The organism is Streptomyces sp. NPDC047049, from assembly GCF_040643995.1.
Lineage (GTDB): Bacteria > Actinomycetota > Actinomycetes > Streptomycetales > Streptomycetaceae > Streptomyces > Streptomyces mooreae.
In genome coordinates, this window is sequence record NZ_JBEYVM010000020.1 from 111,539 (window position 1) to 134,486 (window position 22,948).

The following is a 22,948-nucleotide window of genomic DNA, read 5'->3' on the forward strand; positions in this document are numbered from 1 at the left end:
AGAGGGTTGAGGGGGATTCATGCGGGGCCACACAGGGGATGCACGTGGGGGGTGAGCACCTGCCCGACGGGCTGTCTGACAAGTTGGGCCTCAGTAGGCCCAACTATGGTGTCCGGCAGGTAAACATTGGTAAAAGTACTGACTCCGATTCGCTCGCCATCGCAGCTCGCGGGGGTCACGGCGGCGCCTCGTCCGGGCCGGCCGCGCTACACACTCTCCACACAACTCCGCGCGACGCGGGCAGCGGAGCGGCGTGATAGGAGGCGATCGCCGCCGAACCGGGACGGGCTGTTCCACAGGACACTCCCTAGCCGGCCAGGTACTGCCGCAGCAGTTCGCGCAGGTCGGTCTCGAACGCGGCGTACCGGCGGCGGAGCCGGTCGCCGGGCCAGTCCCCGGGCAGCAGCTCGGCGGGGAGCAGCGGGTCGGAGAGGAGATGGCGGAGCGCGGCCGCGGCGATGGTGAAACGGTCGGCGGGGGCGTCGGCGCGGTCCAGGGCACGGGACAGGGCACGGGCGCGGTGCGCCCATCCGGTCAGGTCCCACAGCCGGGCGGCGAGCGCGGCCGGGTCGCCGTCCGGGGCGCCGGTGAGCCAGGTGCACTGCTCGGTGACGACGGCGGGGCGGGGCCGGTCGAGGTTGGCGGGGCGCAGCCAGCTGCCCTCGCGGAGTTCGGCCAGCCGCAGCGCCGCCATGGCCTGGCGCAGGGCGGTACGTTCGGCCGGCGGCCGGCCCTCCGCCGTGGCGACCACGGCGATCTCCCAGTCCCCGTTCCAGGGCCGGGTCCTCGGTGAACGGCTCTCGTCCTGCCGGGTCTGGCGCGCCAGGAGGCGGGTGGTGAGGGCATAGGAGCCGTCGTCCTGCCGCAGGTCGTCGGCGGCCACCATGCGGGAGAGCGCGACCCGGACGGTGCCCTCGGCGATGCCGAACAGCTCGCCCACCCGTACCAGGGCGCGTGCGGGCAGCCGTGGCGGGTGGTGACCGAGGAGAGTGCTCAGCACGATCGAACGTGCGGTGAGCGGCCGCAGCGCCAGGGCGGCGGCCTCGGTGGCGTGAGAGGTACCGGTGCCGCGGGGGGTTCCGGTGTCGTCGTCGTTCATATGTGGAGGAGATTGTAGCGACGGCGGTCAACAGGACACCTTCCCGCGTGACCACACATGACGGCTCATGACAATCCGCGCATGACAATCCGCGTCACATCCACACCCTTACAATCTTCCCTCAACTGTCCTGATTATGTAACTTCAAGGTATGACCGTCACTCATGAAGTCGTGAATCAGGCTCCGCCACTGACCGGGTTCAGCGCGGCGGACGAACCGGCCCTGAGGGAGGCGCTGGTCCGGGACGGTGCCGAGTGGGGCACCCGGGAAGTGGCCGAGCTCGGCGCGCTGGCCGGTTCACCAGAGGTGCAGGAGCAGGCCCGCTGGGCGGAGGAGCAGCCGCCCCGGCTGCACACCCACGACCGCTTCGGGCACCGCATCGACGAGGTCGCCTTCCACCCTGCCTGGCATCAGCTGATGACCGTCGCGGTGGAGCACGGCCTGCACGCCGCGCCCTGGGCCGACGACCGCCCCGGGGCGCATCTGGTGCGCGCCGCGAAGTTCTACGTCTGGTCGCAGGCCGAGGCGGGGCACGGCTGCCCGGTCTCGATGACGTACGCCGCCGTCCCCGCGCTGCGCGCCGCCCCGGACCTCGCCGCGCAGTACGAGCCGCTGCTCGCCGCGCGCAGCTACGACTTCGGGCTGCGGGCGCCGCTGACCAAGTCAGGTCTGATCGCGGGCATGTCGATGACGGAGAAGCAGGGCGGCTCCGACGTACAGGCCAACACCACCCGCGCCGTACCGGCCGCCGACGGCACCTACCGCCTCACCGGCCACAAATGGTTCACCTCCGCGCCGATGAGCGACGTCTTTCTGGCTCTGGCACGGACCGAGGAAGGCCTCAGCTGCTTCCTGGTCCCGAGGGTGCTGCCGGACAGCACGCTCAACGGCATGCGGCTGATGCGGCTCAAGGACAAACTGGGCAACCGCTCCAACGCGTCCTCCGAGATCGAGTACGACGAGGCGGTGGCCTGGCCGGTCGGTGAACCGGGACGCGGGGTGCGGACCATCGTCGAGATGGTGAACATGACCCGGCTGGACTGCGTGCTGGGGTCGGCCGCCGGGATGCGGGCGGGACTGCGGCAGGCGCTGCACCACACCGCGCACCGGCAGGCCTTCGGGCGGGAGCTGGACCGGCAGCCGCTGATGCGCTCGGTGCTGGCCGACCTGGCGGTCGAGTCGGAGGCGGCGACGGTGCTGGGGATGCGGCTGGCAACGGCGGTGGACCGGTCGCAGGCCGGGGACGCCGGCGAGGCGGCGCTGCGCCGGCTGGCACTGGCGGCCGGGAAGTACTGGGTGTGCAAGCGGGGCAGCACCCATGCGGCCGAGGCGCTGGAGTGCCTGGGCGGCAACGGTTACGTCGAGGACTCCGGGATGCCGCGGCTCTACCGGGAGGCGCCGCTGCTGTCGATCTGGGAGGGTTCGGGGAACGTCGCCGCGCTCGATGTACTGCGGGCGCTGGGCAAGGAGCCGGCCGCGCTGGACGCGTTCTTCGCGGAGGTGGAGACCGCGGCGGGCGCCGACCGCCGGCTGGACGCGGCGGTGGCCGGGGTCCGCAAGATGCTCGGCCGGCTCGCCGATCCGGAGCAGGCACAGCTGATGGCGCGCGCGCTGGCGGAGCGGATGGCACTGGTGCTGCAGGGATCGCTGCTGGTGCGGTACAGCCACCCGGCGGTGGCTGACGCCTTCTGCGCCTCGCGGCTCGACGGGGAGTGGGGCCACGCCTTCGGCACCCTGCCGGCCGGCGCCGACCTGACCGCGATCCTGGAGCGCAGCCGCCCGGCGGCGGGGAGCGGGGCCTGATGTCCGTCCGGGTGGAGCGCGCCGGGCCGGTGACGACCGTGGTGCTCTCCCGGCCCGCGTCGCGCAATGCCGTGGACGGCGCGACGGCCGCCCAACTCGCCTCTGCCTTCCGGGAGTTCGACGAAGACGACGGCGCACGGGTCGCGGTCCTGTGGGGTGCGGGCGGGACGTTCTGCTCCGGTGCCGACCTCAAGGCGGTCGGCACCGAGCGCGGCAACCGGGTGGCCCCGGACGGGGACGGGCCGATGGGGCCGACCCGGATGCGGCTCGGCAAGCCGGTCATCGCGGCGGTCGCCGGCCATGCGGTGGCCGGCGGCCTGGAGCTGGCGCTGTGGTGCGATCTCCGGGTGGCGGAGGAGGACGCCGTTTTCGGGGTGTTCTGCCGGCGCTGGGGAGTGCCGCTGATCGACGGCGGCACGGTACGGCTGCCCCGGCTGATCGGCGCGAGCCGGGCGATGGACCTGGTACTGACGGGGCGCCCCGTTCCGGCCGCCGAGGCCCTGGACATCGGCCTCGTCCATCGCGTGGTACCGGCCGGCACGGCCCGCGCCGAGGCGGAACTGCTGGCGTCGGAGATCGCCCGCTTCCCCCAGGCGTGCCTGCGCAGTGACCGCGCCTCCCTGCTGGACCAGGAGGGCCGGGACGAGGAGTCGGCGATGGCCGCGGAACTCCGCCACGGCCAGACGGTGCTGGCCGAGTCACTGGAGGGCGCGGCCCGGTTCGCCGCGGGGGCGGGGCGGCACGGGGCGCCGGACGGGGAGCCGGAGGGCTGAACGGGCGTCAGGGGATGCCGGACGGGAGTCAGGGGGCGGACAACAGTCAGGGGTGCCCGGCCGGTCTGCCCCCAGGGGCTCGGCCCGTCGGGTGAGGGCGCCCCGAGCGGACCGGACCCGCGGCCGTGAGCGTGGCTGATCACTTACGGTCCTCGCAGCACCGTCTCGCCTACGGTTCTCCGCATCACCGTCACCTCCCCCGCCCGTCCGTCCACTCGCCCGTCCGCCCGTTGTCCGCCCCCGAGGAGCCCATCCCATGACCGACCTGAACTACCCCGAGCAGGGCGGCACTCTGCACACCCCCCTCCCACCCGGCTACCACCACCTCCACGAGGAACTGCGGATCGGCCACGGGCCGGCGGTGCTGGGCGCGGCGGGCGAGGCGATCACCAGCTTCCGGATGCATCGCGCGGCCGGCGCCCGCATCCGGTGCGACGCCCCGCGGGCCACGCCGGGGGTGGGCGTCGAAGTGGCGCTGGGGATCGGCCCGTTCCGGCTGCGGGCGCCGTGCAGCGTGGTGTGGACGGTCACCGAGGAGGACCGGATCGGCTTCGGGTACGGGGCGAGAAAGGGGCATCCCGAGTGTGGCGAGGAGTCGTTCGTCGCCGAGCTGCGCCCGGATGGCTCGGTGTGGTTCACCGTGACCGCCTTCAGCCGGCCCGCCCGGGCGGTCACCCGGCTCGCCGGCCCGCTGGTACCCGTGTTCCAACGCCGGTACGCGCGCCACCTGGGCCGGACGCTCCGGCGCCTGGCGAACCCGTGAGGGTGCACTGAACCCGCGCTGCCGGGAGAGGTCCCGGCATCCCCCTCACAGCGGCCGGCTGCACACTCTCACCGTCTGGTCCGGCGATCCGCTCACCGCCTGATGGCCCCTGGAATACGCTTTGTTACCGGTGCGTAGCGGCAGGACTCGTGATCGCCATACGTCCACCCCGGCTTCATCATTTCGTCACCATCACCTCTGCCGACCGTGAAAGAAAACCAGGCATGTGTGAAGACGAAATGATCCCGCCGCAGGCGGACATGACCGAGCGGGAGTGGCTGCGGACCGGCTCGGCGGCGACGGCCGGGGGGACGCCGGTGCGCACGACGGGGCGCGTTCCGCAGTGGGTGAACCGGCGGACCCTGCTGGGCGGTGCGATGGCCGGTGCGGCGCTCGCGGTGCTGCCGTCACCGGGCCAGTCGCCCGCGTCCGCCGCGCCCCGCCGCCAGCCCCCCGGGGCCTTTCCGTTCCCCGAACACCCCACCGGCAAGGGCGAGTTCGCGATCCTGGTCACCGGTGACGCCGGGACGGGGGACGAGGCGCAGTATGCGGTGGCGTCCGCCGCGCGGGATGTGTGCAAGGCCGAGGGCATCGGCCTCGCGGTGGGACTCGGCGACAACATTTATGAGAACGGCCCGGAGTCCGATGATGATTCCGAGTTCCAGGACAAGTTCGAGAAGCCGAACAGCGGCATCGATGTGCCCTGGCTGATGGTGCTGGGCAACCACGACTGCTCGGGGCTGATCCCCGGCAGCGGCGGTGACCCCTCGCGCGGTGACCGCGAGGTCGCCTATGCCGCCACCTCACGGCGCTGGTACATGCCGAGCCGCTACTACAGCGTGCCGCTGCCGGCCGCCGAGCCGCTGGTGGAGTTCTTCGCGATCGACACCATCCCGTGGTCGTCGTACGTCGCCCAGCTCGACCCGCACTACCGGTGGGACGGACCGTACATGCGCGAGCAGCGAAGCTGGCTGGACGGTGCGCTGCGCAACTCGCGGGCCCGCTGGAAGGTGGTGATCGGACACCACCCGTACCTCAACAACGGCAAGCACGGCAGCGCCGGTTCCTATGACGGTTTCGAGATCGGGAACTACACCAGCGGTGTCCACCTGAAGGACATGTACGAGAAGGTGGTGTGCGGACGGGCCGATCTGATTCTGTCCGGCCACGACCACACGCTGCAGATCCTGGAGCCCACGGCCCGTACGGGCGGCACCCGGCAGGTGGTGTGCGGTGCGTCGGCCAAGACGGAGGACGGCACGGCGCACTTCCACCACCCGGCGGCCTGGCAGAACTTCTCCGACCACGGGTTCATGGTCCTGAAGGTGTCCGGCGCGCGGCTGACCATCGATGCGTACACGGTCGATGTCGCCACGCGGAAGGCCACGCTGCGGCACCGCGCCCGGCAGACCCGGCCGGTCGCGTCGGTGCCGGCACACGCCTGAGAGCCGGGGGCCGTCCCGGGGGGGACGCCTGCCCGGGACGGCTCACCGGACGGGACCGGACCGCGGTTGGACGGCGGCTGTACGGGACCGGACGCCGGCCGGACCTACCACGTGACGTGGCCGCGGCCCAGTGGCCCCACCGGCGCGTCCCCCCTCTTCCCTCCCCCTGGACGGCATCCGGCGCAACGGACATGCGGGGCTTCCGGCCCGCGCCTAGGGTGAGCGCATGGCCGCGTTCCGGTGGATACCGGCCCCGGTCAACGGCCCGCGACCGTGGGCACGAGGCAGGCTCGGCCCGGCGTCGCCGGCTGCTGCCGTGATGCGCCGATGCCGCGGTCACGCGCGTGCGGAGGTTCTGCGACGCACGCACCTGGAGGTCCTGCGACGCCTGCGTGTGGAGGTCCCGCGCCGCCCGGCTCCCAGGCGTGGCACGCCATGACCGACGTCCCCCCGCATCCGTTCGGCGAGGGCTACGATCCCCGGTCCCACCGGGACTGGCGCCTCGTCGAGGAGGACGCGCCCGCGGTGTCGCGCCATGAGCCGATCGGACTGCGCGAACGGCTCTCGCTCAACCGGATGGGCACCTTCGACTGGGACCTGGACCGCGGCTTCATGGATCTGGACCCCGGTGCCATGGACGTCTTCGATCTGCGCCCGGACGAATACGACGGCGCGCCGGCGTCCCTGGTCACGCGGGTGCCGCCGGCGGAGGGCCGTCGGCTGGACGAGGCGCTTTCCCAGGCCTTGCTGGACGGTCACTCGTCCTACGGCGCCTACTTCCGGGTCCAGTGCCGCGACGGCACCCAGCGCTGGACGCACTCCCAGGGCCGGATTCTGCACACCGCGGACGGGGTGCCGTACCGGGTCATCGGCATCGTCCGGGAGGCGACCAGCGAACTGGCGGACTCCGCGCTGCTGCGCTCGCTCCAGCAGGAGCGGCAGCGGCAGACGGTGATGGTGCAGCAGACCACCGCAGCGCTGGCCCGTGCGCTGTCGGTCAAGGACGTGACCCGGGTGCTCACCGGCACCGGCGGCGCCCGGCGGTTCGGCGCGGACGGGCTGGTCCTCGGCCTGGTCACGAACGACCGGTTCGAGGTCATCGCCACCGCCGGACTGGAGGGCGAGGTGCCCGACGACATGATGACCTCGCGGCTCGACGACACCCTGCCGCTGGCGGAGGCGGCACGCTCGCGGCGCCCCATCTTCCTCAGCACCCGCGGCGAGCTGATCGCCCGCTTCCCGCGGCTGCGCCCGTACACCGGGGTGCTCCCGGCGGGCAGCGCGGCGTTTTTGCCGCTGGTCGCGCAGAACGCCGTCATCGGGGCACTGGGGCTGTTCAACGCCGAGCCGGCGGTGCAATCGCCGGAAGCCAGGAACCTGGCACTGGCGCTGGCCGGTGTCGTCGCGCAGTCGGTGCAGCGAGCGACCCTCTTCGACCAGGAGCGGGAGTTCGCGACGGGGCTGCAGGCGACGATGCTGCCGCGCCGGCTCCCGCCCATCGAGGGCGGCGCGGTCACCGTCCGCTACCACCCGGCGAGCGTCGGGCGGGACATCGGCGGCGACTGGTACGACGTGATCGCCCTGCCCCAGGGACGGACCGGGCTGGTGGTGGGCGACGTACAGGGCCATGACACCCATGCGGCCGCCGTGATGGGCCAGCTGCGGATCGCCCTGCGGGCCTACGCCAGCGAGGGGCACTCACCGGAGACCGTGCTGGTACGGGCGTCCCGGTTCCTGGCGGAGCTGGACACCGAGCGGTTCGCGACCTGCACGTACATCCAGGCCGATATGGAATCGGGAGCGCTGCACCTCGCGCGGGCCGGCCACCTCGGCCCCCTGATCAGCAACAGCTCCCGGCACATCGACTGGCCCGAGGTCCGCGGTGGGCTGCCGCTCGGCCTGGCCACGGTCTTCGGGCACGACCACTTCCCGGAGACCCAGCTGTTCCTGGAGCCCGGGTCCACGCTGCTCCTGTGCACCGACGGCCTGGTGGAACAGCCCGGCCAGGACATCTCCCGCGGTATCGACGCGCTGTCGGCGGCGGTCCGCACCGGGCCCACGGACCTGGAGGCGCTTGCCGACCGGCTCTCGGACCATCTGTGGGCCGACCCCGGCTCCGAGGACGATATGGCGCTCCTGCTCCTGCACCGGCTGCCCGGCTCCGGCGCCGTCACCACCCCACGGCTGCGGCTGCACGTCCATCAGGCCGACCCGTCGGGCACCGCGGAGGTCCGCTCCGCGCTGCGCCGTACGCTGGACCAGTGGCGGGCGGGCGCCGTCATGCACAACATCGAGGTCGCCGCCTCCGAGCTGATCGCCAACGCGCTGACCCACACCGAGAGCGGCGCCCTGGTCTCCATGGAGCTCCTGCCGGGCACCCCGCGCCGGATCCGGCTGGAGGTCGAGGACCGTTCCAGCCGGTGGCCGCGGCGGCGCAGCCCCGGCGAGACCGCCACCTCCGGACGCGGGCTGATGCTGGTCGAGGCGCTGGCGGACGAATGGGGCGCCGAACCGCGCGGTGCGGGCAAGGCACTGTGGTGTGAGTTCGCGGTACCGGACGGCCAGGAGGCGGTGTACTGAACATCGGGCCCGCCCCGGGGCGGCGACGCGGCAGGGCCTGACATGCCGTCAACTCAGCTGCTGGGACCGGGGAATGAGCCGCCACATGGGCTCGGCAGTGGCCGAGCCGACCAACCTGGCCGTTGGCCGACTCGACCTGCCCGGAACGTACACCTTCACGTCCATGACGCAAACCGCTCCGGCACATGCGCCCTCCCGGGGCGACCGTTTCCGCCACCCGGCGCGGTCTTCTGTCACCGGCTCAGGTTCGCGGCTCGAGGTTTGCGGCGCCGGCTGGGGTGCCTGCCTCAGATCCCGACACGGCTCAGTTCCCCGGTACCGGGCCAGGTTTCCGGCTCATTCCCGCGGTGCCGGCTCGTTCCCGCGGTGCCGGCTCGTTCCTCCGGTACCGGGCATTCCTCCGGGGCCGGCTCATTCCCTTCCTCAGCTACCGGTCACTCCTCCGGCCCGTACCACAGCGTCGTCATATTGCAGAACTCCCGGATGCCGTGCCCGGACAGCTCCCGCCCGTAGCCGGAGCGCTTGGCCCCGCCGAAGGGAAGGCCCGGATGGGAGGCGGTCATCCCGTTGAAGAAGACACCGCCGGCCTCGATGTCGCGGGCGAGGCGCTGCTGTTCCTCGGGGTCCCGGGTCCAGGCGTTGGAACTGAGGCCGAACGGAGTGTCGTTGGCGAGGCGCACCGCCTCGTCGAGGTCGGCGACGCGGTAGAGCGTGGCGACCGGGCCGAACGCCTCCTCGTGGTGGATGCGCATCCCCTCGGTGACGCCGGACAGCACGGTCGGCTCGTAGAACCAGCCGGCGCTGTGCTCGGGTGGCCGCCGGCCGCCGCACAGTGCGGTGGCGCCCTGGTGGACCGCGTCGTCGACAAGCTCCTCCAGGTCGGAGCGGCCCTGTTCGCTGGAGAGCGGTCCGATGTCGGTGTGCTCGTCCATCGGGTCGCCGACGGTCAGCGCGGCCAGGCGGGCGGTGAACCGCTCGGCGAAGGCGTCGTAGACGTCCTGGTGCACCAGGAACCGTTTGGCCGCGATACACGACTGTCCGTTGTTCTGGACCCGGGCGGTGACCGCGACGCGGACCGCCTTGTCGAGGTCGGCGGAGGGCAGGACGAGGAAGGGGTCGCTGCCGCCGAGTTCGAGGACGGTCTTCTTGACCTCGTCACCGGCGATGGACGCCACCGCGCGGCCGGCCGGTTCGCTGCCGGTCAGCGTGGCGGCGACCACCCGTGGGTCACGCAGGATGTCCTCGACCGCGCCGGAGCCGACCAGCAGGGTCTGGAAACAGCCCTCGGGGAAGCCGGCACGGCGGAATAGCTCCTCCAGGTAGAGCGCGGTCTGCGGCACGTTCGAGGCGTGCTTGAGCAGCCCGGTGTTGCCCGCCATCAGGGCGGGCGCGGCGAACCGTACGACCTGCCAGAGCGGGAAGTTCCAGGGCATCACCGCGAGGACGGGGCCGAGGGGGCGGTAGCGCACCACGGCACGGATCGCGCCGGAGTCGCTCACATCGGCCGGATCGGGGTGCTCGTCGGCGAGCAGCGCCTCGGCGTGGTGGGCGTACCAGCGCATGGTCTTGGCGCACTTCGCCGCCTCCGCACGCGCCTGGGCCAGCGGTTTGCCCATCTCGGTGGTCATGGTGCGGGCGATGCCGTCCTGGTCGGCATCGAGCAGGTCGGCGGCCGCGAGCATCCGCTCCCTGCGGTAGCCGAAGCTGGTGGTGCGGTGCTCCTGGAAGGCCTGGTCCGCCCGGACCAGATGATCTTCGATCTCACCCCCGTTGAGGGCGTCGAAGGTCTTCAGGGTCTCGCCGGTGGCCGGGTTGACCGTGGCGATGGCCATGATCAGCACCTCCTTGGTGGGTGCGGGAGCGGGGTACCCCCGGTGGAGAGGGTGACAGGTCCGGGCGGCTCTCCTAGGAGAGCGGCGACGGCTGCGGGGACGGCTCCGGGACCGGGTCGGGATCGGGTCCGGGCGGACGGGGTATCGGCGACGGCTCCGGCGGAATGGGATCCGGTTGCCCAGGCGGGCTCGGTGGGCCGGGAAGCGGGTCCGGGACGGGCGGCGGGCCTCCCGGATCCGGGGGCGTGGGCTGCGGATCGCGGTCGAGCGTGCGCTCACTGCGCGTATGCGGTTGCCGCTGCACGGTGGGCCTCCAGACTGAGACGGCTAGTGGCACATGAGCCCCCGTACCCGAGTTTCGCCCGTCCATGGCCCCCGCGCACGGCGGATTGCCGCGGACGGGTTGCGCACGGCCCGGAGGCGGCGTATGTGACCTGATCGGGCGGCGCCGGAGGGGCCGGTCGCGCTCTAGATTGCGGTCATGCCCATGATGCGTACGAGGATGACGCGCCTGGTGACGGGCGGGAGCACGGCCGCGGCCGGGCGCATGGTGCGGGCGGTGCGGGGGGCCCGGACGGAGCGGAGGGCCCGGACGGAGCGGAGGGGGCGGGCCGTACGGAGGGTGCAGGTCGTACGGAGGGTGCGGGCCGCGGTGCGGGTCGTGGCCCGAGGCCGGGTCCGGGGCCGGGCCGCCGCGTCGCTGTCCAGGGTCGCCCTGGCGCTGCTCGCGCTCGCCGCGGCCGCCCCCGCAGCCGACGCGTCCGCCGCCGCTCCCGTCCCCCACACGCCCCGTCCCGTCCACCACATCCCCCTGCCCGCCCTCATGGCCGACACCGGCGGCGGCGAGCAACTGATCACCGCCCGTGCGCCCACGCCTCGCTCCACCACCGGGACCGTGCGGTGGTGGCAGCGGCACAACGGCCGCTGGCGGCAGGCGGGTTGGGCGCCGGCCCGCTTCGGAGCCCGCGGGCTGACCGAGGGCGGCACCCGGGTGCAGGGCACCTCGACCACCCCGACCGGGCTGTACGACCTGCCGTTCGCCTTCGGGACCGCCCCGCCGCCGCACGGCACCGCCGTGCCGTACCGCCGGGCCGGCGCGGACTCCTGGTGGTGCGAGGACAACGCCTCCGCCTCCTACAACCGCTGGGTGGCGCCGCTGCCGCCGGACTGCGCGGCGAGCGAGTCCGAACGGCTGGCGGACTACCCCACGCAGTACGCCCGGGCCCTGGTGATCGGCTTCAACTACCACCGTCCGGTGCACGGCCGCGGCGCCGGGATCTTCCTCCATGTCAACGGGAAGGGCGCCACGGCCGGCTGCGTCTCCGTACCGGCCTGGTCCATGGCACGGATCCTGTCCTGGATCCGGCCGTCCGCGCACCCGCACATCGCCCTCGGCACGGCGCACGGGCCGACGGCCCTCACCCGTTACTGACAGCGGGCACGGCCGCCTGCCGCTCGGCCGCAAGCCCCGGTCAGCCTCCCCTCGCCCTCACGAGAAGTGACACCACCCGTCGATCCGTCCGGTGGCTCAGCGCATCCCATCGGGGTCGACCCCGGTCAGATCACAGCTCGCGTCCCACAACCGCGTCGCCGGGGAGGGGTCGGCGAGGTGGTTCCACACCGGTTCCGGTCGGGGCTCGCCGCGCAGGCCGAAGACGCGCGGTCCCCACAGCTGGCCCCCGCGGACGGCCGGGTCGAGCACCGCCCGGACCGCGGGCCACGCGCCGGCGTGCTTGCCCTGGACGAGGAGAGCCGCAGGTGCCGCGCTCAGCCGTGCGCCGGTGGTTCGCACATGGACCGGTGGCCGTGAGGGGGTGAGGGAGTCCAGCGCGCCGCCGGGATGGACGACCACGCTCGCCACCGTGCTGCCGGCAGCGCGCAGGCGGCGGTCGAGTTCGACGCCGAAGTACATCTGAGCCAGCTTGGAGCGTCCGTAGGTGCGCTTGGGCCGGTAGTCGTGCCGGGACTGCAGGTCGTCCAGGTCGAGCCGTTCGGACTTCGCCGCGAAGCTGCCCATGGTCACGACGCGGGCGGCCGGCGCGGCCGACAGCAGCGGCATCAGCCACCGGGTCAGCGCGAAGTGCCCGAGGTGGTTCGTGCCGAACATCAGCTCGTGACCGTCCCCGGTCTCCTTGCGCGGCGGGTCGTCAAGCGCGACGCCGGCGTTGTGGACCACCGCGTCGAGGCGTTCCACTCCCAGTGCTTCCACGACTGTGCGCAGCGACGAGAGGCCGGCGAGGTCCAGCCGTACGGCCCGCACCCGCGCGCCCGCAACCCGCGCACGTATCGAAGCCGTGGCGACCTCGGCCTTGGCCGGATTCCGGCTGCCGAGGACGACGGTCGCTCCGGTTGCCGACAACTGCTCCGCGACGAAGTACCCGATGCCGGCGTTGCCTCCGGTGACCAGGAAGACGCGGCCATCGGCACGCGGCAGCCGTTGGACGCTCCAGGAGGGGGTGGGGGATGCGGAGGACATAGCGACGGGACTCCCTTGCTGGTGAGGACGGCTGCGGCTGCTTGCCGGGCCGCTCGGCATGCACGCTTCCAGCGGCCACCGACACATCGCCCACGGATCACCGGCAATCCCGCCGGCCGGCCGATATCCCGCCGACACGGTGCCGGACCGTCGGGGCGCAGGACGATCGGCGCGCCGCGCGGACGGACGCGCCCGCGTTCCGCGCACGCGGGAATCGGCCTCCGACGCTCCGCCGAAGCGCTGCCCGTACGGGGCGTGAGGTCCGTCACGGACCCGGGCGGAATCAGGCAGGCGACGATGTCCGAACGGGCCCGACTCAGCCACTTCCGCGTTCCGTACGGCGGGAGCTCACCCCGTCACCGAAACGGTCTCCATTCTGCGGTTACCCACGATTGCTCTGGCTTTGAAATCGGGCTCCCCGAACGAGCGGAAATTGATTTTCAGCCACTGCGTCCCGGTCCTGCCCAGCGTTGACGCCTGCCCCCGACCGCCGTAGATTGGCCAATGATCAAGGGGTATGCATGTACACGGAGTCGCCGTTACGGGGGAGTCGAGAGCCGTGCTTGCGCAGTTCAGGTTAGCCGTTGCCGACGGCCGCGAACTATTCCGTGAAGGATTGTCTGCGCTTTGTACGGCGGAGCCGGGAATCCAGGTGGTGGGCCAGGCCGGCGACGGGCCCAAGACCCTGTCGCTCATCCGCAGGGAGCGCCCCGAAGTGGTGCTCATCGATGCCGAGCTTCCGGAGGTCGGCGCCGTACGGACGGCCCACCAGGAGCCCATGGCCCCGCGCCTGGTGATGCTGACCCCGCATGACGATGCGCGGTTGATGGAGCGGGCGATGTCCGTGAGGCCCCATGCGTGCCTCTCCAAGGATTCGACGCGCGCGGAGTTGTTCGAGACGGTACGGGCCATCGTGAGCAACGGGGACCGCATGTTCATCTCCTTCTCCAGAGGAGTGGCCGAGCAATTGAGGTTTCCCGCCAAGAGCCCCCTCACGGCCCGGGAGAAAGAGATTCTGCAACTCGTCTCCAGTGGATTCCGCAATGCGCAGGTCGCTTCGTCCCTGTGCGTCACGGAGGGAACAGTCAAACGACATCTCTCCAACATCTATGTGAAGCTCGATGTCGGATCGCGTATGGAGGCCGTGCACACCGGCGTCAAACTGCGGCTGATCACGGGAATTCACTGAGCCCTCTTCCGCCGCCGCCGCGGCTGGCCGCCGGCCGTACGCGGGCGGCACGGAGCCGTACGGCGAGGTCATCGATTCCTCGTCACCACGCCCAGGGACGCGGCCACCACGCAGCCCAACGCCACCCATTGGCTGGGGCCCAGCCGTTGGGAGAGGACCACGAGACCGACCAGGGCGGCGATGGCGGGCTCAAGGCTCATCAGCACGCCGAAGACCCGCGGAGGTATCTGCCGCAGGGCCCTGAACTCCAGGGAGTAGGGAACCACGGAGGACAGCAGGGCGAGACAGAAGCCGATGGCCAGCACCTGCGGCTGCAGAAGACGGCTTCCGGCGTCGGCGAAGCCCACAGGGAGAGCGAGCAGTGCGCCCCACACCATGGCCAGGGCCAGGCCCGCCCCGTCGTTGGTACGGCCGCTGAGCTTCGCGCCCAGCAGGATGTACCCCACCCAGCATCCTGCGGCGATCAACGCGAAGGCGACACCGGTCCAGGAAAGGCCGCCGTCCACCTCGGTGAGCAGCACCACCCCGACCGCGGCCAGGAGCGCCCACGCGGCATCGGACCAGCGACGGGAGCCCACGACGGCAAGGGTCAGCGGCCCCAGCAGTTCGATGGCGACGGTGACGCCCATGGGGATACGGTCCAGCGCTTGGTAGAAGGCGAAGTTCATGCCGGCGAGCACCGTGCCGCAGGCGAACACGGCGGGCAGGGCGCGCCGTCCGACCCGCAGGGACGTGCGCCACGCGAGCGACAGGACCAGGGCGGAGAAGACCAGCCGCAGCATCGTCACCCCGAACGCCCCGGCGACCTGGAACAACGGTTTGGCCAGTGCGGCTCCCAGTTGCCGGAAGAGCATTCCGCACAGGATGAGCGCCGGCGGCGGCACCGCCGCCAGAAAGCGTCCGGCACGCTGTCCGGCGCCGGGCCGGGGCGCCGCCCGGTCGGGCTGCTGCACCGTCTGTGCGGCAGGGGTCTCGTGAGTCCCCGTCATGGTGCTCCTCGGATGTTCTAGTGCCGTGCCGTGCCGTGTCGGTGCCGGTCGTAGGTCTTCGGCTGCCCGCCCGGGGCGAGCGGCCCCGGTCAGTCCGGGATGGTGCCGAGGGCTGCCGCGGAGACGCTCTCCAGGTTCATCCGGACGAGGTTCTGGCCGATGCACTGATACGGGCCGTAGCCGAATGCCGGCTGACGGCCCACATCACGGTGGATGTCGAGCACTTCGGGATTCTCGTAGGACTCAGTGTCCCAGTTGGCCGAGGCGTTGAGTCCAGATGACACCGTCGCGTTCCCGTATCGTCACGTCGCTGCCTCGGCCCGTAGCTGCGCGCATTGTTCGGGAACTCGCATCGGGCAGGACCGGGGCAGGGGGAATTCCGGGTATGCGGCGGGGGCCTTCTGGGCCGCGGAGTCGGTCGTTTGAGGCACGTGCAGGTCACCTGTCTCCTCGAAGCCGATCAGTAACGCCTCAAAGGTAGGCCGCTCAGGAATGTGGCGCATTGCCCGGCCGAGGTGTTCCGGAGCATGCCTGACGGTGCAGTGATGATGCATCAAAAGGTGTAGCCGCAGTTCTCAGCGGCCGGGACGGCGACCGGGTTTCGTCGGGACAATGCCATGGAGACACCCGGGGAGAAACCCCCTCGGGGCCCCTCGGGGAGCCCCTAAGGCTGCGGGTCCCGTGCGTCGTAGCGGGCGAAGGCGCGGCGGCCGAGGCCCAGGCCGGTCACCACCAGGACACAGGCCAGGCCGCCGCCGATCACCGCGGTGGCCGGGGAGGTCAGATCGGCCATGGATCCGGCGAGGAAGTCGCCCAGCCGCGGTCCGCCGGCGACCACGACGATGAAGACGCCCTGGAGCCGGCCGCGCATCGCGTCCGGCGTCGCGGCCTGCAGCATGGTGCTGCGGAACACCATCGAGATGGTGTCCGCACAACCGGCCACGGCCAGGAAGAACAGGCCGAGCCACAGCTGCCGGGAGAGGCCGAAGGAGGCGATGGCAGCGCCCCAGGCGGCCACCGCGATCAGGATGGCCAGGCCGTGCCGGCGGATCCCGCCGAGCCAGCCGGAGAACAGCCCGCCCAGTACGGCGCCCACCGCGGGCGCGGCCACCAGGAGGCCGACGGTCTTGGCGTCCCCGGCGAACCAGAGCACCGCGACCGCGGGAAACAGGGCGCGCGGCTTGGCGAGCACCATAGCGGCCAGGTCCGAGAAGAACGTCATCCGCAGATTCGGCCGGGTGGCGAGAAAGCGCAGGCCGTCCAGTACGGAGGCCCGGCGCCGTGGCCCCTCCCCCTCGGGCCGCATGGACGGCAGCCGCCACATCGCGTACAGCGAGCCGCTGAAGGCCGCCACATCGATCAGATAGGCGGCCTGGTAACCCCACAGACCGACGATGACCCCGCCCAGCATCGGCCCGCCCATCAGGCCGAGGTTGCTGGTCAGGGAGTTGAGGGCGTTGGCGGCCGGCAGCTGTTCGGTGGGCAGCAGCCGCGGGATCATCGACGAGCGGGCCGGTGAGTTCATCGCGAAGCAGACGGCCTGGAAGGCGACGACGGTGTAGAGCAGCCAGACCCGGTGGTATCCGGCCATGGCGGCGCCGGCCAGTGTGAGGGAGAGTGCGGTGGCGCCCGCGGCGCTGTAGAGGCCCAGTTTGCGGCGGTCGACGGTATCGGCGATGGCGCCGCCGTACAGCCCGAAGACGACCAGGGGGACCAGCGAGCACAGGCCCACCAGGCCGACCGCGAAGGTGGAGTGGGTGAGGGTGTAGACCTGCAGGGAGACCGCTAGGGCGGTCATCTGCTGGCCCATCCAGGAGATGGTGTTGCCGCACCACAGGCGGCGGTAGTCCGGGGAGACGCGCAGCGGGGTCAGGTCGGCGAATATCCGGGAGCGCAGGGGTATTTCGCTTTTCTCTGGGGTCGTTGTAGGGGCCACGCGGCGCAGTAAAGCACGTGGTGGGGGCGTGGTGGAGGGCAGGGCGGAAGCGGCGCTCGGGCGGATCGCCCCTTACCCGCCCGGTGTTCGCGGCGCTCGGTGGTCGGCGTGCTCGGTGGTCGGCGTGGTCAGTGGTCGGCGTGCTCGGTGGTCTGGCGTGCTCGGTGCGTACGGCCGTCATAGGCTCGTCCGCCCCCCTGCCTGCCCTGCCTGCCCTGTCAGCCCTCCGGAAGCCCGTACACCCTCCGGGCGTTGTCCGCGGCGATCATCGCGCCGACCCGGCGGGCGTCCTCCTCGGACCACGCTCCGGAAGCCGTCCAGTCTCCGAGGACGGTGGCCAGCGCGGTCCGGAACAGTGCGCCGCCGACGACGTACAGCTCCGGCAGGCCGTAGGCGTCCGTGGAGAAGAGCAGTTTGCCGAAGGGCGTGAGCTCCAGGAATTCGGCGAGCACGGCCGCGGCGCGCGGGCCGGTGTGGGTGAGCGTCAGCCCGATGTCGGCGTAGACGTGCGGGAACACGGCTGCCAGGTAGGCGGCTTGGCGGTGGTACGGGTAGCAGTGCAGCAGCACGAGGTCCGTGCCGGTGTCGGCGGTGGCCCGCGCCAGGTCGGTCAGCAGTGCCGGGTCGGCGTGGTCGAGCCGGAGGTCGGGGTCGCCGAAGCCGGTGTGGAGCTGGAGGGGGCGGCCGGTGGCGACGGCCAGGTGGACGAGATGGCGCAGCAGGACCGGGTCGGTGAGCCGGGGCGCGCCCGCGGCCAGCCAGGAGCGGGCGGCGGTGTGCACCGCGCCCGGGGCGGGCGGTGCGGGGTCCAGGGCGAGACCGTGGCGGTAGGCGGCGACGGTTTTGAAGGCGACGGCGGTGCGCGCGGCGTCCCGGACCGCGCGGGCGAGGGTGTCGGTGAACTCCTCGGCGTCGCGGGCGCCGGCCGCGGTCCGCTCGGCCAGCGTCTCCAGCCGTACGACCTCGAAGCCGGCGCCGCCACCGTCCCCGGCGGTCTCGGCCGGGCCCGTCAGGTCGCCGGGCAGCCCGGTGTCGAGGAGGTAGGTGCCGATGCCGGTGGCCCGCAGCAGCCGGCGGCGGGTCTCGTCCGGGCCCAGTTCGGCGCGGCGGGCCAGGTAGCGGTCGGGCGGGCAGTGCTCCGGCAGGTCGAGCAGCGGCGGGCACCAGCGGCGTACCGCGAAGCCGGCCTGGGTGTCGAAGAAGGTGGTGCCCGCGGCGGGCGGCCGGTCCGACTCGGTGAGATAAGCGGCGAACGCCTCGGGGCCCGGGGCGTGCCGGAGCACTCCGTGGCAGTGGTGGTCCACCAGCGGCGGCAGGCCGTCGCCGGGGCCCGGGGCGCTTCCCACGGGGTCCGCGGGCCTCACCAGCGCCAGCGGGTGGCGGCGGCGATCTCGTCGTCCTCGCTCCCGGCGAAGTGGGCCTCCTCCGCACGCCGGACGGCGAGCACCGCGCCGTGCAGCACCTCGCCCATCGCGTCGCGCAGCGGGGCGGACTTCTCCAGCCGGTCGGCCGCCTCGGTGACGGTGGCGGGCAGCCGGACGATGCCCCGCCGGGCGCGCTCGCGGACGCCGAGCACGCCCGGGTCGCCGGTCTGCGGTTCCGGCAGCCGGTCGGCGGACTCGATGCCGTGCAGTCCGGCGGCGATGACCGCGCCGACCGCGAGGTACGGGTTGGCGGCGGCGTCGAATGTCTTGATCTCGGCGTGGCCGCCGTCCGGGTCGTCGGGGGCGCCGGTGATCAGGCGCAGCGCCGCCTCCCGGTTCTCCACGCCCCAGCACTGGTAGACGCCGGCCCATTGGGAGGGCTGCAGCCGCAGATAGCTGGCGGGTGAGGGGCAGCCGATGGCGAGCAGGGCGGGCAGCGCGCCGAGGACACCGCCGAGGAAGGCCGCCGCGTCCGGCGCCAGGCCCCACGGGGCGTCGGGGCTGCGGTGCAGGCTGGTGCCGTCGCGGTAGAGGCCGAGGTGGAGGTGGCAGCCGTTGCCGACCGCTCCGGCGACGACCGACGGGGCGAAGGAGGCGCGCAGTCCGTGCCGGACGGAGACGGCGCGGATGGTCTCGCGAACCAGCACCACATCGTCGGCGGCGCGGACCGGATCGCCGGGGGCGGTGGTGACCTCGAACTGGCCGGGGGCGTACTCCGGGTGGAGCTGGAGGACGTCGATGCCCTGGACGCTCAGCGCCTCGGTGACATCGCGGAGGTAGTCGGAGAGTTCGACGACCCGGGTCATGCCGTACGCGGGGCCCGTGCAGGGGTAGTCGAGCGGTTCGTCCGCGCCGGTGGCGGCCTGGTGGCCGGCGGGGGCGCGGGCGACCACCCACTCGGTTTCGAAGCCCATCCGCAGCTCCAGGCCGGCGGTCGCCGCCCGCTCCGTCATCCGCCGGGCGAACTGCCGCTGGCACGCGGGGTGCGACCGGCCGAGCTGGTCGTAGCGGTCGGCCGGCGCCCAGGCCCAGCCGGGCTGTGCGGCGAGCGTGGTGACCCGGTCCAGGTCGGGGAAGAGCCGCAGGTCGCCGTCGGGTCCGCCGAGGTGGTCGGAGGCGGTGATGGCGTCGTCGGAGGTGAACACGTCGAAGACGGGCGACATCCCGACTCCGCGCTCCGCCGCGGCCGCGAGCCGTTCGGCCGGCACGGTCTTGACGCGGACGATACCCGCGTTGTCCACCCAGGTCAGCGCCACGTTCCGGACGCCTTCCGCGGAGAGACGTGCCGCCAACTGGCGGGCTTCCTGGCGCTGTTGTGCAGCCCGCGATCCCATAGAGCCGTCCTCACTGACCGTGCCGATGCCTCGGCGCCCGTTCACGCTGTGTGCCCTTCGTGCCCTTCCCGGTGCGGTGCGACGCCTTCCCGGTCAGGAGCAGTTGAACTCGCACCATACGCACTTTCCGCTGCCGCGCGGTTCCACACCCCAGACATCGGCCAGGCGGTCCACGAGCAGCAGCCCGCGGCCGGAGACACCGGCCTCCCCCGGCTCGCGGCGCCGCGGCAGACTGCTGGAGTGGTCCTCGACCTCCAGCCGCAGCAGCCGCCCGACGCTGTGCGGCATACGGATGTTGACCACCGCCTCGCCGTCGGTGTGCAGCAGGGCGTTGGTGATCAGCTCGTCGGCGACCAGCTCGATCTCCTCGGCGCGTTCCGCCGCGCCCCAGGCCCGTACCGCGGCCCGGATCATGTGCCGGGCGGCGGACAGGCCTTCGGGGTCGGCGGGCGCGATGTGCTGGCGGAACCGTCCGACGATGTCGTGTTCGGGGGCACCGAGGCGGCGCAGCAGGAGCAGCGCCATATCGTCCTCGCCGGTCCGCTCGTCCGCCGACTCGCACAGCCGGTCGGCGAGTTGCTGGACGTCCTGGGGGCCCCGGCGGACCTCGCGGGCCAGGTGGCGCATCCCGTCGTCGAGGTCGGTGCCGGGCTGTTCGACGATGCCGTCGGTACACAGCAGCAGGGTGTCGCCGGGGGCGAGCAGGACGGTGGTGACCGGGTAGTCGAGCCGCCGGAATTCGGAGGCGATGCCGAGCGGCAGCCCGCCGGCCACCGGCAGCCTGCGGCAGATCCCTTCGGCGTGGCGCAGCAGCGGGTCGATATGGCCGGCCCGGACGATCCGGGCCGCGCCGGTGCTCAGATCGGCGTCGACGTAGGTGCAGGTCGCGAAGCGGTCGGTGTCGAGCTCGTTGAGGAAGGCGGAGGCGCGGGCCATGACGGTGGCCGGGGCGTGCCCTTCGGAGGCGTAGGCGCGCAGCACGATCCGCAGCTGGCCCATGAGCGCGGCGGCCTGGGTGTCGTGGCCCTGGACGTCGCCGATGACGGCGGCGACCCGGCCGTCGGGCAGCGGAATCACGTCGTACCAGTCGCCGCCGATGTCCCGGCCCATCCGGGCGGAGCGGTAGCGGACGGCGATCTGCGCACCCGCGACTCCGGGGATCCGGCGCGGCAGCATGGCCTGCTGGAGGCCGGCGGCGAGATCGTGCTCCTGGTCGTAGAGCATGGCGCGGGCCAGGCTCTGCGCGATGCTGCTGCCGAGCGCCACCAGGACGTTGCGCTCCTGGTCGCGGAAGTCGCTCTCCCGCTCGAAGAAGAGGCCGATCACACCGATCGGGCGGCCCTGTGCGATCAGCGGCAGGTAGGCCGCCGAGTGGACGTTGAGCGGTTCGATGGCCGGCCACAGCCGCGGGTAGTCGCGCCGGAATTCCGCGCGGCTGCCCACATAGCGCGGAGTGAGGGTGCGGACCACTTCGCTCATCGGGAATTCGTCGCCCACCCGGGTGTATTCGAGATCGGGTACAAAGCTGCCCGCCTTGCCCTCGGAGACCAGCCGGATGCGCCCCGCCTCCACCAGCCCGAGGATCACGTTCTCGGCACCCAGCCGGCTCAGCCCCTGCTCGTCGGCGAGCACGGCGATCACTTCGCGGACCGTTCTGGCGTGTGCCAGGGCGGCGGTGGTGCGCTCGACGACGCTGGTGTGCCGGCGGCGCTCCTCGTCGACGGCGAGCCGCTCCGCCGCGTGGGTGTACTCGTGGCTGGCGTCGCGGACCACGCCGATGATGCGGCGGGGCCTGCCGGTGCCGTCCCGGCGGATGCTGCCCTGGCTGTGGGTCCAGCGCAGCTCGCCGTCGCGCAGCCGGACCCGGAAGTAGGCGCCGTAGGAGTCGCTGCCGTCCTTGAGCGCCCGGGCGACCGAGGCGTCCAGGCGGGCCGCCTCGTGGGCCGGGACGCGGCAGCTGAGCGTGGCCGGACGGTCGTCGTACTCCTCCGGCAGCATGTCGAACACCTCGAGGGCGGGCGCGTCCATGTGCATCAGCCCGCTGTCGAGGTCCCAGTCGAAGCCGCCCATGCCGTTGAGGGCCAGGGTCAGGTCCGGGTGGGCGGGCCAGTCGTCCGGCACCGACACGGTGGGCCGCTTCGCTCCCCGGTCAGCCATGTCGTCACTTTGCCACATTCACCCGGATTGCGGAGGTTCCGGCCTTTTCACCCGGCCTCACTCCGGCAGCACCGGCCCTCGTACTGACTCACGCATCAGCCATCCCGCAACACCCTCCCCCGAAACCCACCAGCAGCGGCATCCACGGGTCTCCACCTTCGCCGGAACATTGCGATGTTCTCAACACGCTGTTACGGTCCCCGATCATGGAGGACACCCCCGGAACCCGGGTCACCGACGACGCCGGAGAGGTCACGGACCGCGTCCGTGAGGTGATCGGCCGGCTCGGCTGCAGCCACCGCGAATTCGCCCGCCGGATCGTGCTGGACCCGTCGAAACTTTCCAGGTCACTGGGGGGCACCCGGCGTTTCACCCTGGCCGAGATCGTCCGTATCGCCGACATCGGCGAGGTCGGCACGGGCTGGCTGCTCGGCGCCCCCGAGCAGCCCTCGGCACCGCCGGACCGCGCGCCGGCGGCCGTCCCCGAAGGCGGCCGGCCGTTGCAGATCGTGCGGGAAACCGTCCGGCTGATCGCCGAGCACGGCTTCCACGACGTCCGGGTCGCCGATATCGCGGCCGCCTGCGGTACCAGCCCGGCCGCGGTGCACTACCACTTCCCCGGCCGCGACGAGCTCCTGGAAGCGGCCGTGCGCTGGTGCATGGACGAGGACACCGAACGCCGCGCCGCGGGCCTGGCCGCGGCCCCCGACGCCCGCGGCGAGCTACTGCATCTGATCGCGCTGCAGACACCACGCACCGAGCAGCAGCGCCGCCAGTGGCTGGTCTGGCTGGATCTGTGGGCCCAGGCCGCCCGCTCCACGGCCGTGGGGCGGCTACACGAGCACTACTACCGGCAGTGGCGCACCACCGTCGCCGATGTCGTGCGCCGCGGCATCGGCCAGGGCGTCTTCCGCGCCGTCGATCCGGAGTTCGCCGCGCTGCGGCTGACCGCCCTGATAGACGGCCTGGCCACCCAGGTGCTGGCCACCGCGCCGGACAGCACCGGCCCCGACACGATGCACGCCGCGCTGCTCGCCTTCGTCGACAGCGAACTCACCGCCGCCCCCGCCGCCCCCGCCGCCCCCGCCGCCCCCGCCGCCCCCGCCGGCTGAGGGCGCCGCTCCCCCGCCGCACCCGCCACTCCCCC

Annotated in this window: 17 protein-coding genes; 8 read left to right on the top strand and 9 right to left on the bottom strand. The window is 72.6% G+C overall.

The window, feature by feature from the left end; genetic code table 11:
* Positions 1-307 precede the first annotated feature (307 nt).
* Positions 308-1,099 (bottom strand): PaaX family transcriptional regulator C-terminal domain-containing protein, encoded by a 792-nt coding sequence (locus ABZ851_RS31240; RefSeq protein WP_361134674.1) that lies wholly within the window; start codon positions 1,097-1,099, stop codon positions 308-310.
* Positions 1,100-1,250: 151 nt separating this feature from the next.
* Here ABZ851_RS31240 and ABZ851_RS31245 point away from each other — a divergent pair, with 151 nt between their 5' ends.
* The 5 genes from ABZ851_RS31245 to ABZ851_RS31265 all read left to right on the top strand — a co-directional run bounded on the left by ABZ851_RS31245 (position 1,251) and on the right by ABZ851_RS31265 (position 8,464).
* Entirely contained in the window at positions 1,251-2,903 is a 1,653-nt protein-coding gene (locus tag ABZ851_RS31245) for an acyl-CoA dehydrogenase family protein (RefSeq protein WP_361134677.1), read from the top strand.
* Positions 2,903-3,676 carry a crotonase/enoyl-CoA hydratase family protein gene (locus ABZ851_RS31250; protein ID WP_361134680.1) on the top strand — a complete coding sequence of 258 codons (774 nt, stop codon included), beginning with the start codon at positions 2,903-2,905 and terminating at the stop codon, positions 3,674-3,676. The genes ABZ851_RS31245 and ABZ851_RS31250 overlap by 1 nt, the downstream gene beginning before the upstream one ends.
* A 256-nt stretch (positions 3,677-3,932) precedes the next feature.
* The gene (locus ABZ851_RS31255) at positions 3,933-4,439 is read left to right on the top strand and encodes a DUF1990 domain-containing protein (RefSeq protein WP_361134683.1); all 507 of its coding nucleotides are present in this window, start codon (positions 3,933-3,935) and stop codon (positions 4,437-4,439) included.
* 224 nt (positions 4,440-4,663) lie between these two features.
* Positions 4,664-5,884 (top strand): metallophosphoesterase, encoded by a 1,221-nt coding sequence (locus ABZ851_RS31260; RefSeq protein WP_361134686.1) that lies wholly within the window; start codon positions 4,664-4,666, stop codon positions 5,882-5,884.
* A 435-nt stretch (positions 5,885-6,319) separates the two neighbouring features.
* Positions 6,320-8,464: a SpoIIE family protein phosphatase gene (locus ABZ851_RS31265; protein WP_361134688.1), complete on the top strand. Its 2,145-nt coding sequence runs from the start codon at positions 6,320-6,322 to the stop codon at positions 8,462-8,464.
* A gap of 434 nt (positions 8,465-8,898) precedes the next feature.
* On the opposite strand, the gene ABZ851_RS31270 is transcribed toward ABZ851_RS31265, so the two are convergent.
* Positions 8,899-10,296 (bottom strand): NADP-dependent succinic semialdehyde dehydrogenase, encoded by a 1,398-nt coding sequence (locus ABZ851_RS31270; protein ID WP_361134691.1) that lies wholly within the window; start codon positions 10,294-10,296, stop codon positions 8,899-8,901.
* A 700-nt stretch (positions 10,297-10,996) separates the two neighbouring features.
* Here ABZ851_RS31270 and ABZ851_RS31275 point away from each other — a divergent pair.
* Positions 10,997-11,728, top strand: a complete 732-nt coding sequence (locus tag ABZ851_RS31275) for a L,D-transpeptidase family protein (RefSeq protein ID WP_361134769.1) — start codon at positions 10,997-10,999, stop codon at positions 11,726-11,728.
* Positions 11,729-11,824: 96 nt separating this feature from the next.
* On the opposite strand, the gene ABZ851_RS31280 is transcribed toward ABZ851_RS31275, so the two are convergent.
* Positions 11,825-12,772, bottom strand: coding sequence for an SDR family NAD(P)-dependent oxidoreductase (locus ABZ851_RS31280; RefSeq protein WP_361134694.1), 948 nt, complete (start codon positions 12,770-12,772; stop codon positions 11,825-11,827).
* A 559-nt stretch (positions 12,773-13,331) separates the two neighbouring features.
* Between ABZ851_RS31280 and ABZ851_RS31285 the strand changes: the two genes are divergently transcribed.
* Positions 13,332-13,961 carry a response regulator transcription factor gene (locus tag ABZ851_RS31285; protein ID WP_361134696.1) on the top strand — a complete coding sequence of 210 codons (630 nt, stop codon included), beginning with the start codon at positions 13,332-13,334 and terminating at the stop codon, positions 13,959-13,961.
* Positions 13,962-14,029: 68 nt separating this feature from the next.
* Here ABZ851_RS31285 and ABZ851_RS31290 read toward each other — a convergent pair whose 3' ends face one another.
* The 6 genes from ABZ851_RS31290 to ABZ851_RS31315 all read right to left on the bottom strand — a co-directional run bounded on the left by ABZ851_RS31290 (position 14,030) and on the right by ABZ851_RS31315 (position 21,801).
* Positions 14,030-14,950, bottom strand: coding sequence for an EamA family transporter (locus tag ABZ851_RS31290; protein WP_361134699.1), 921 nt, complete (start codon positions 14,948-14,950; stop codon positions 14,030-14,032).
* An 89-nt stretch (positions 14,951-15,039) separates the two neighbouring features.
* Positions 15,040-15,234: a hypothetical protein gene (locus ABZ851_RS31295; RefSeq protein ID WP_361134702.1), complete on the bottom strand. Its 195-nt coding sequence runs from the start codon at positions 15,232-15,234 to the stop codon at positions 15,040-15,042.
* Positions 15,235-15,614: 380 nt separating this feature from the next.
* Complete coding sequence (locus tag ABZ851_RS31300) at positions 15,615-16,886, bottom strand: MFS transporter (protein ID WP_361134705.1); 1,272 nt, start codon at positions 16,884-16,886, stop codon at positions 15,615-15,617.
* 218 nt (positions 16,887-17,104) lie between these two features.
* Positions 17,105-18,232 carry an amidohydrolase family protein gene (locus tag ABZ851_RS31305; protein WP_361134708.1) on the bottom strand — a complete coding sequence of 376 codons (1,128 nt, stop codon included), beginning with the start codon at positions 18,230-18,232 and terminating at the stop codon, positions 17,105-17,107.
* Between the two features lie 14 nt (positions 18,233-18,246).
* The gene (locus ABZ851_RS31310; RefSeq protein ID WP_361134711.1) at positions 18,247-19,644 is read right to left on the bottom strand and encodes a glutamine synthetase family protein; all 1,398 of its coding nucleotides are present in this window, start codon (positions 19,642-19,644) and stop codon (positions 18,247-18,249) included.
* Positions 19,645-19,737: 93 nt separating this feature from the next.
* Positions 19,738-21,801 carry a SpoIIE family protein phosphatase gene (locus ABZ851_RS31315; protein WP_361134714.1) on the bottom strand — a complete coding sequence of 688 codons (2,064 nt, stop codon included), beginning with the start codon at positions 21,799-21,801 and terminating at the stop codon, positions 19,738-19,740.
* A 206-nt stretch (positions 21,802-22,007) separates the two neighbouring features.
* Here ABZ851_RS31315 and ABZ851_RS31320 point away from each other — a divergent pair, with 206 nt between their 5' ends.
* A complete protein-coding gene (locus tag ABZ851_RS31320; protein WP_361134717.1) occupies positions 22,008-22,913 on the top strand; it encodes a TetR/AcrR family transcriptional regulator in 906 nt (301 codons plus the stop codon).
* Positions 22,914-22,948: the final 35 nt, after the last annotated feature.

Coding starts and splice junctions, on each gene's coding strand:
- ABZ851_RS31310 (WP_361134711.1), bottom strand. CDS start 19,644: ATGGGATCGCGGGCTGCACAACAGCGCCAGGAAGCCCGCCAGTTGGCG.
- ABZ851_RS31255 (WP_361134683.1), top strand. CDS start 3,933: ATGACCGACCTGAACTACCCCGAGCAGGGCGGCACTCTGCACACCCCC.
- ABZ851_RS31320 (WP_361134717.1), top strand. CDS start 22,008: ATGGAGGACACCCCCGGAACCCGGGTCACCGACGACGCCGGAGAGGTC.
- ABZ851_RS31290 (WP_361134699.1), bottom strand. CDS start 14,950: ATGACGGGGACTCACGAGACCCCTGCCGCACAGACGGTGCAGCAGCCC.
- ABZ851_RS31260 (WP_361134686.1), top strand. CDS start 4,664: ATGTGTGAAGACGAAATGATCCCGCCGCAGGCGGACATGACCGAGCGG.
- ABZ851_RS31245 (WP_361134677.1), top strand. CDS start 1,251: ATGACCGTCACTCATGAAGTCGTGAATCAGGCTCCGCCACTGACCGGG.
- ABZ851_RS31240 (WP_361134674.1), bottom strand. CDS start 1,099: ATGAACGACGACGACACCGGAACCCCCCGCGGCACCGGTACCTCTCAC.
- ABZ851_RS31250 (WP_361134680.1), top strand. CDS start 2,903: ATGTCCGTCCGGGTGGAGCGCGCCGGGCCGGTGACGACCGTGGTGCTC.
- ABZ851_RS31270 (WP_361134691.1), bottom strand. CDS start 10,296: ATGGCCATCGCCACGGTCAACCCGGCCACCGGCGAGACCCTGAAGACC.
- ABZ851_RS31315 (WP_361134714.1), bottom strand. CDS start 21,801: ATGGCTGACCGGGGAGCGAAGCGGCCCACCGTGTCGGTGCCGGACGAC.
- ABZ851_RS31280 (WP_361134694.1), bottom strand. CDS start 12,772: ATGTCCTCCGCATCCCCCACCCCCTCCTGGAGCGTCCAACGGCTGCCG.
- ABZ851_RS31265 (WP_361134688.1), top strand. CDS start 6,320: ATGACCGACGTCCCCCCGCATCCGTTCGGCGAGGGCTACGATCCCCGG.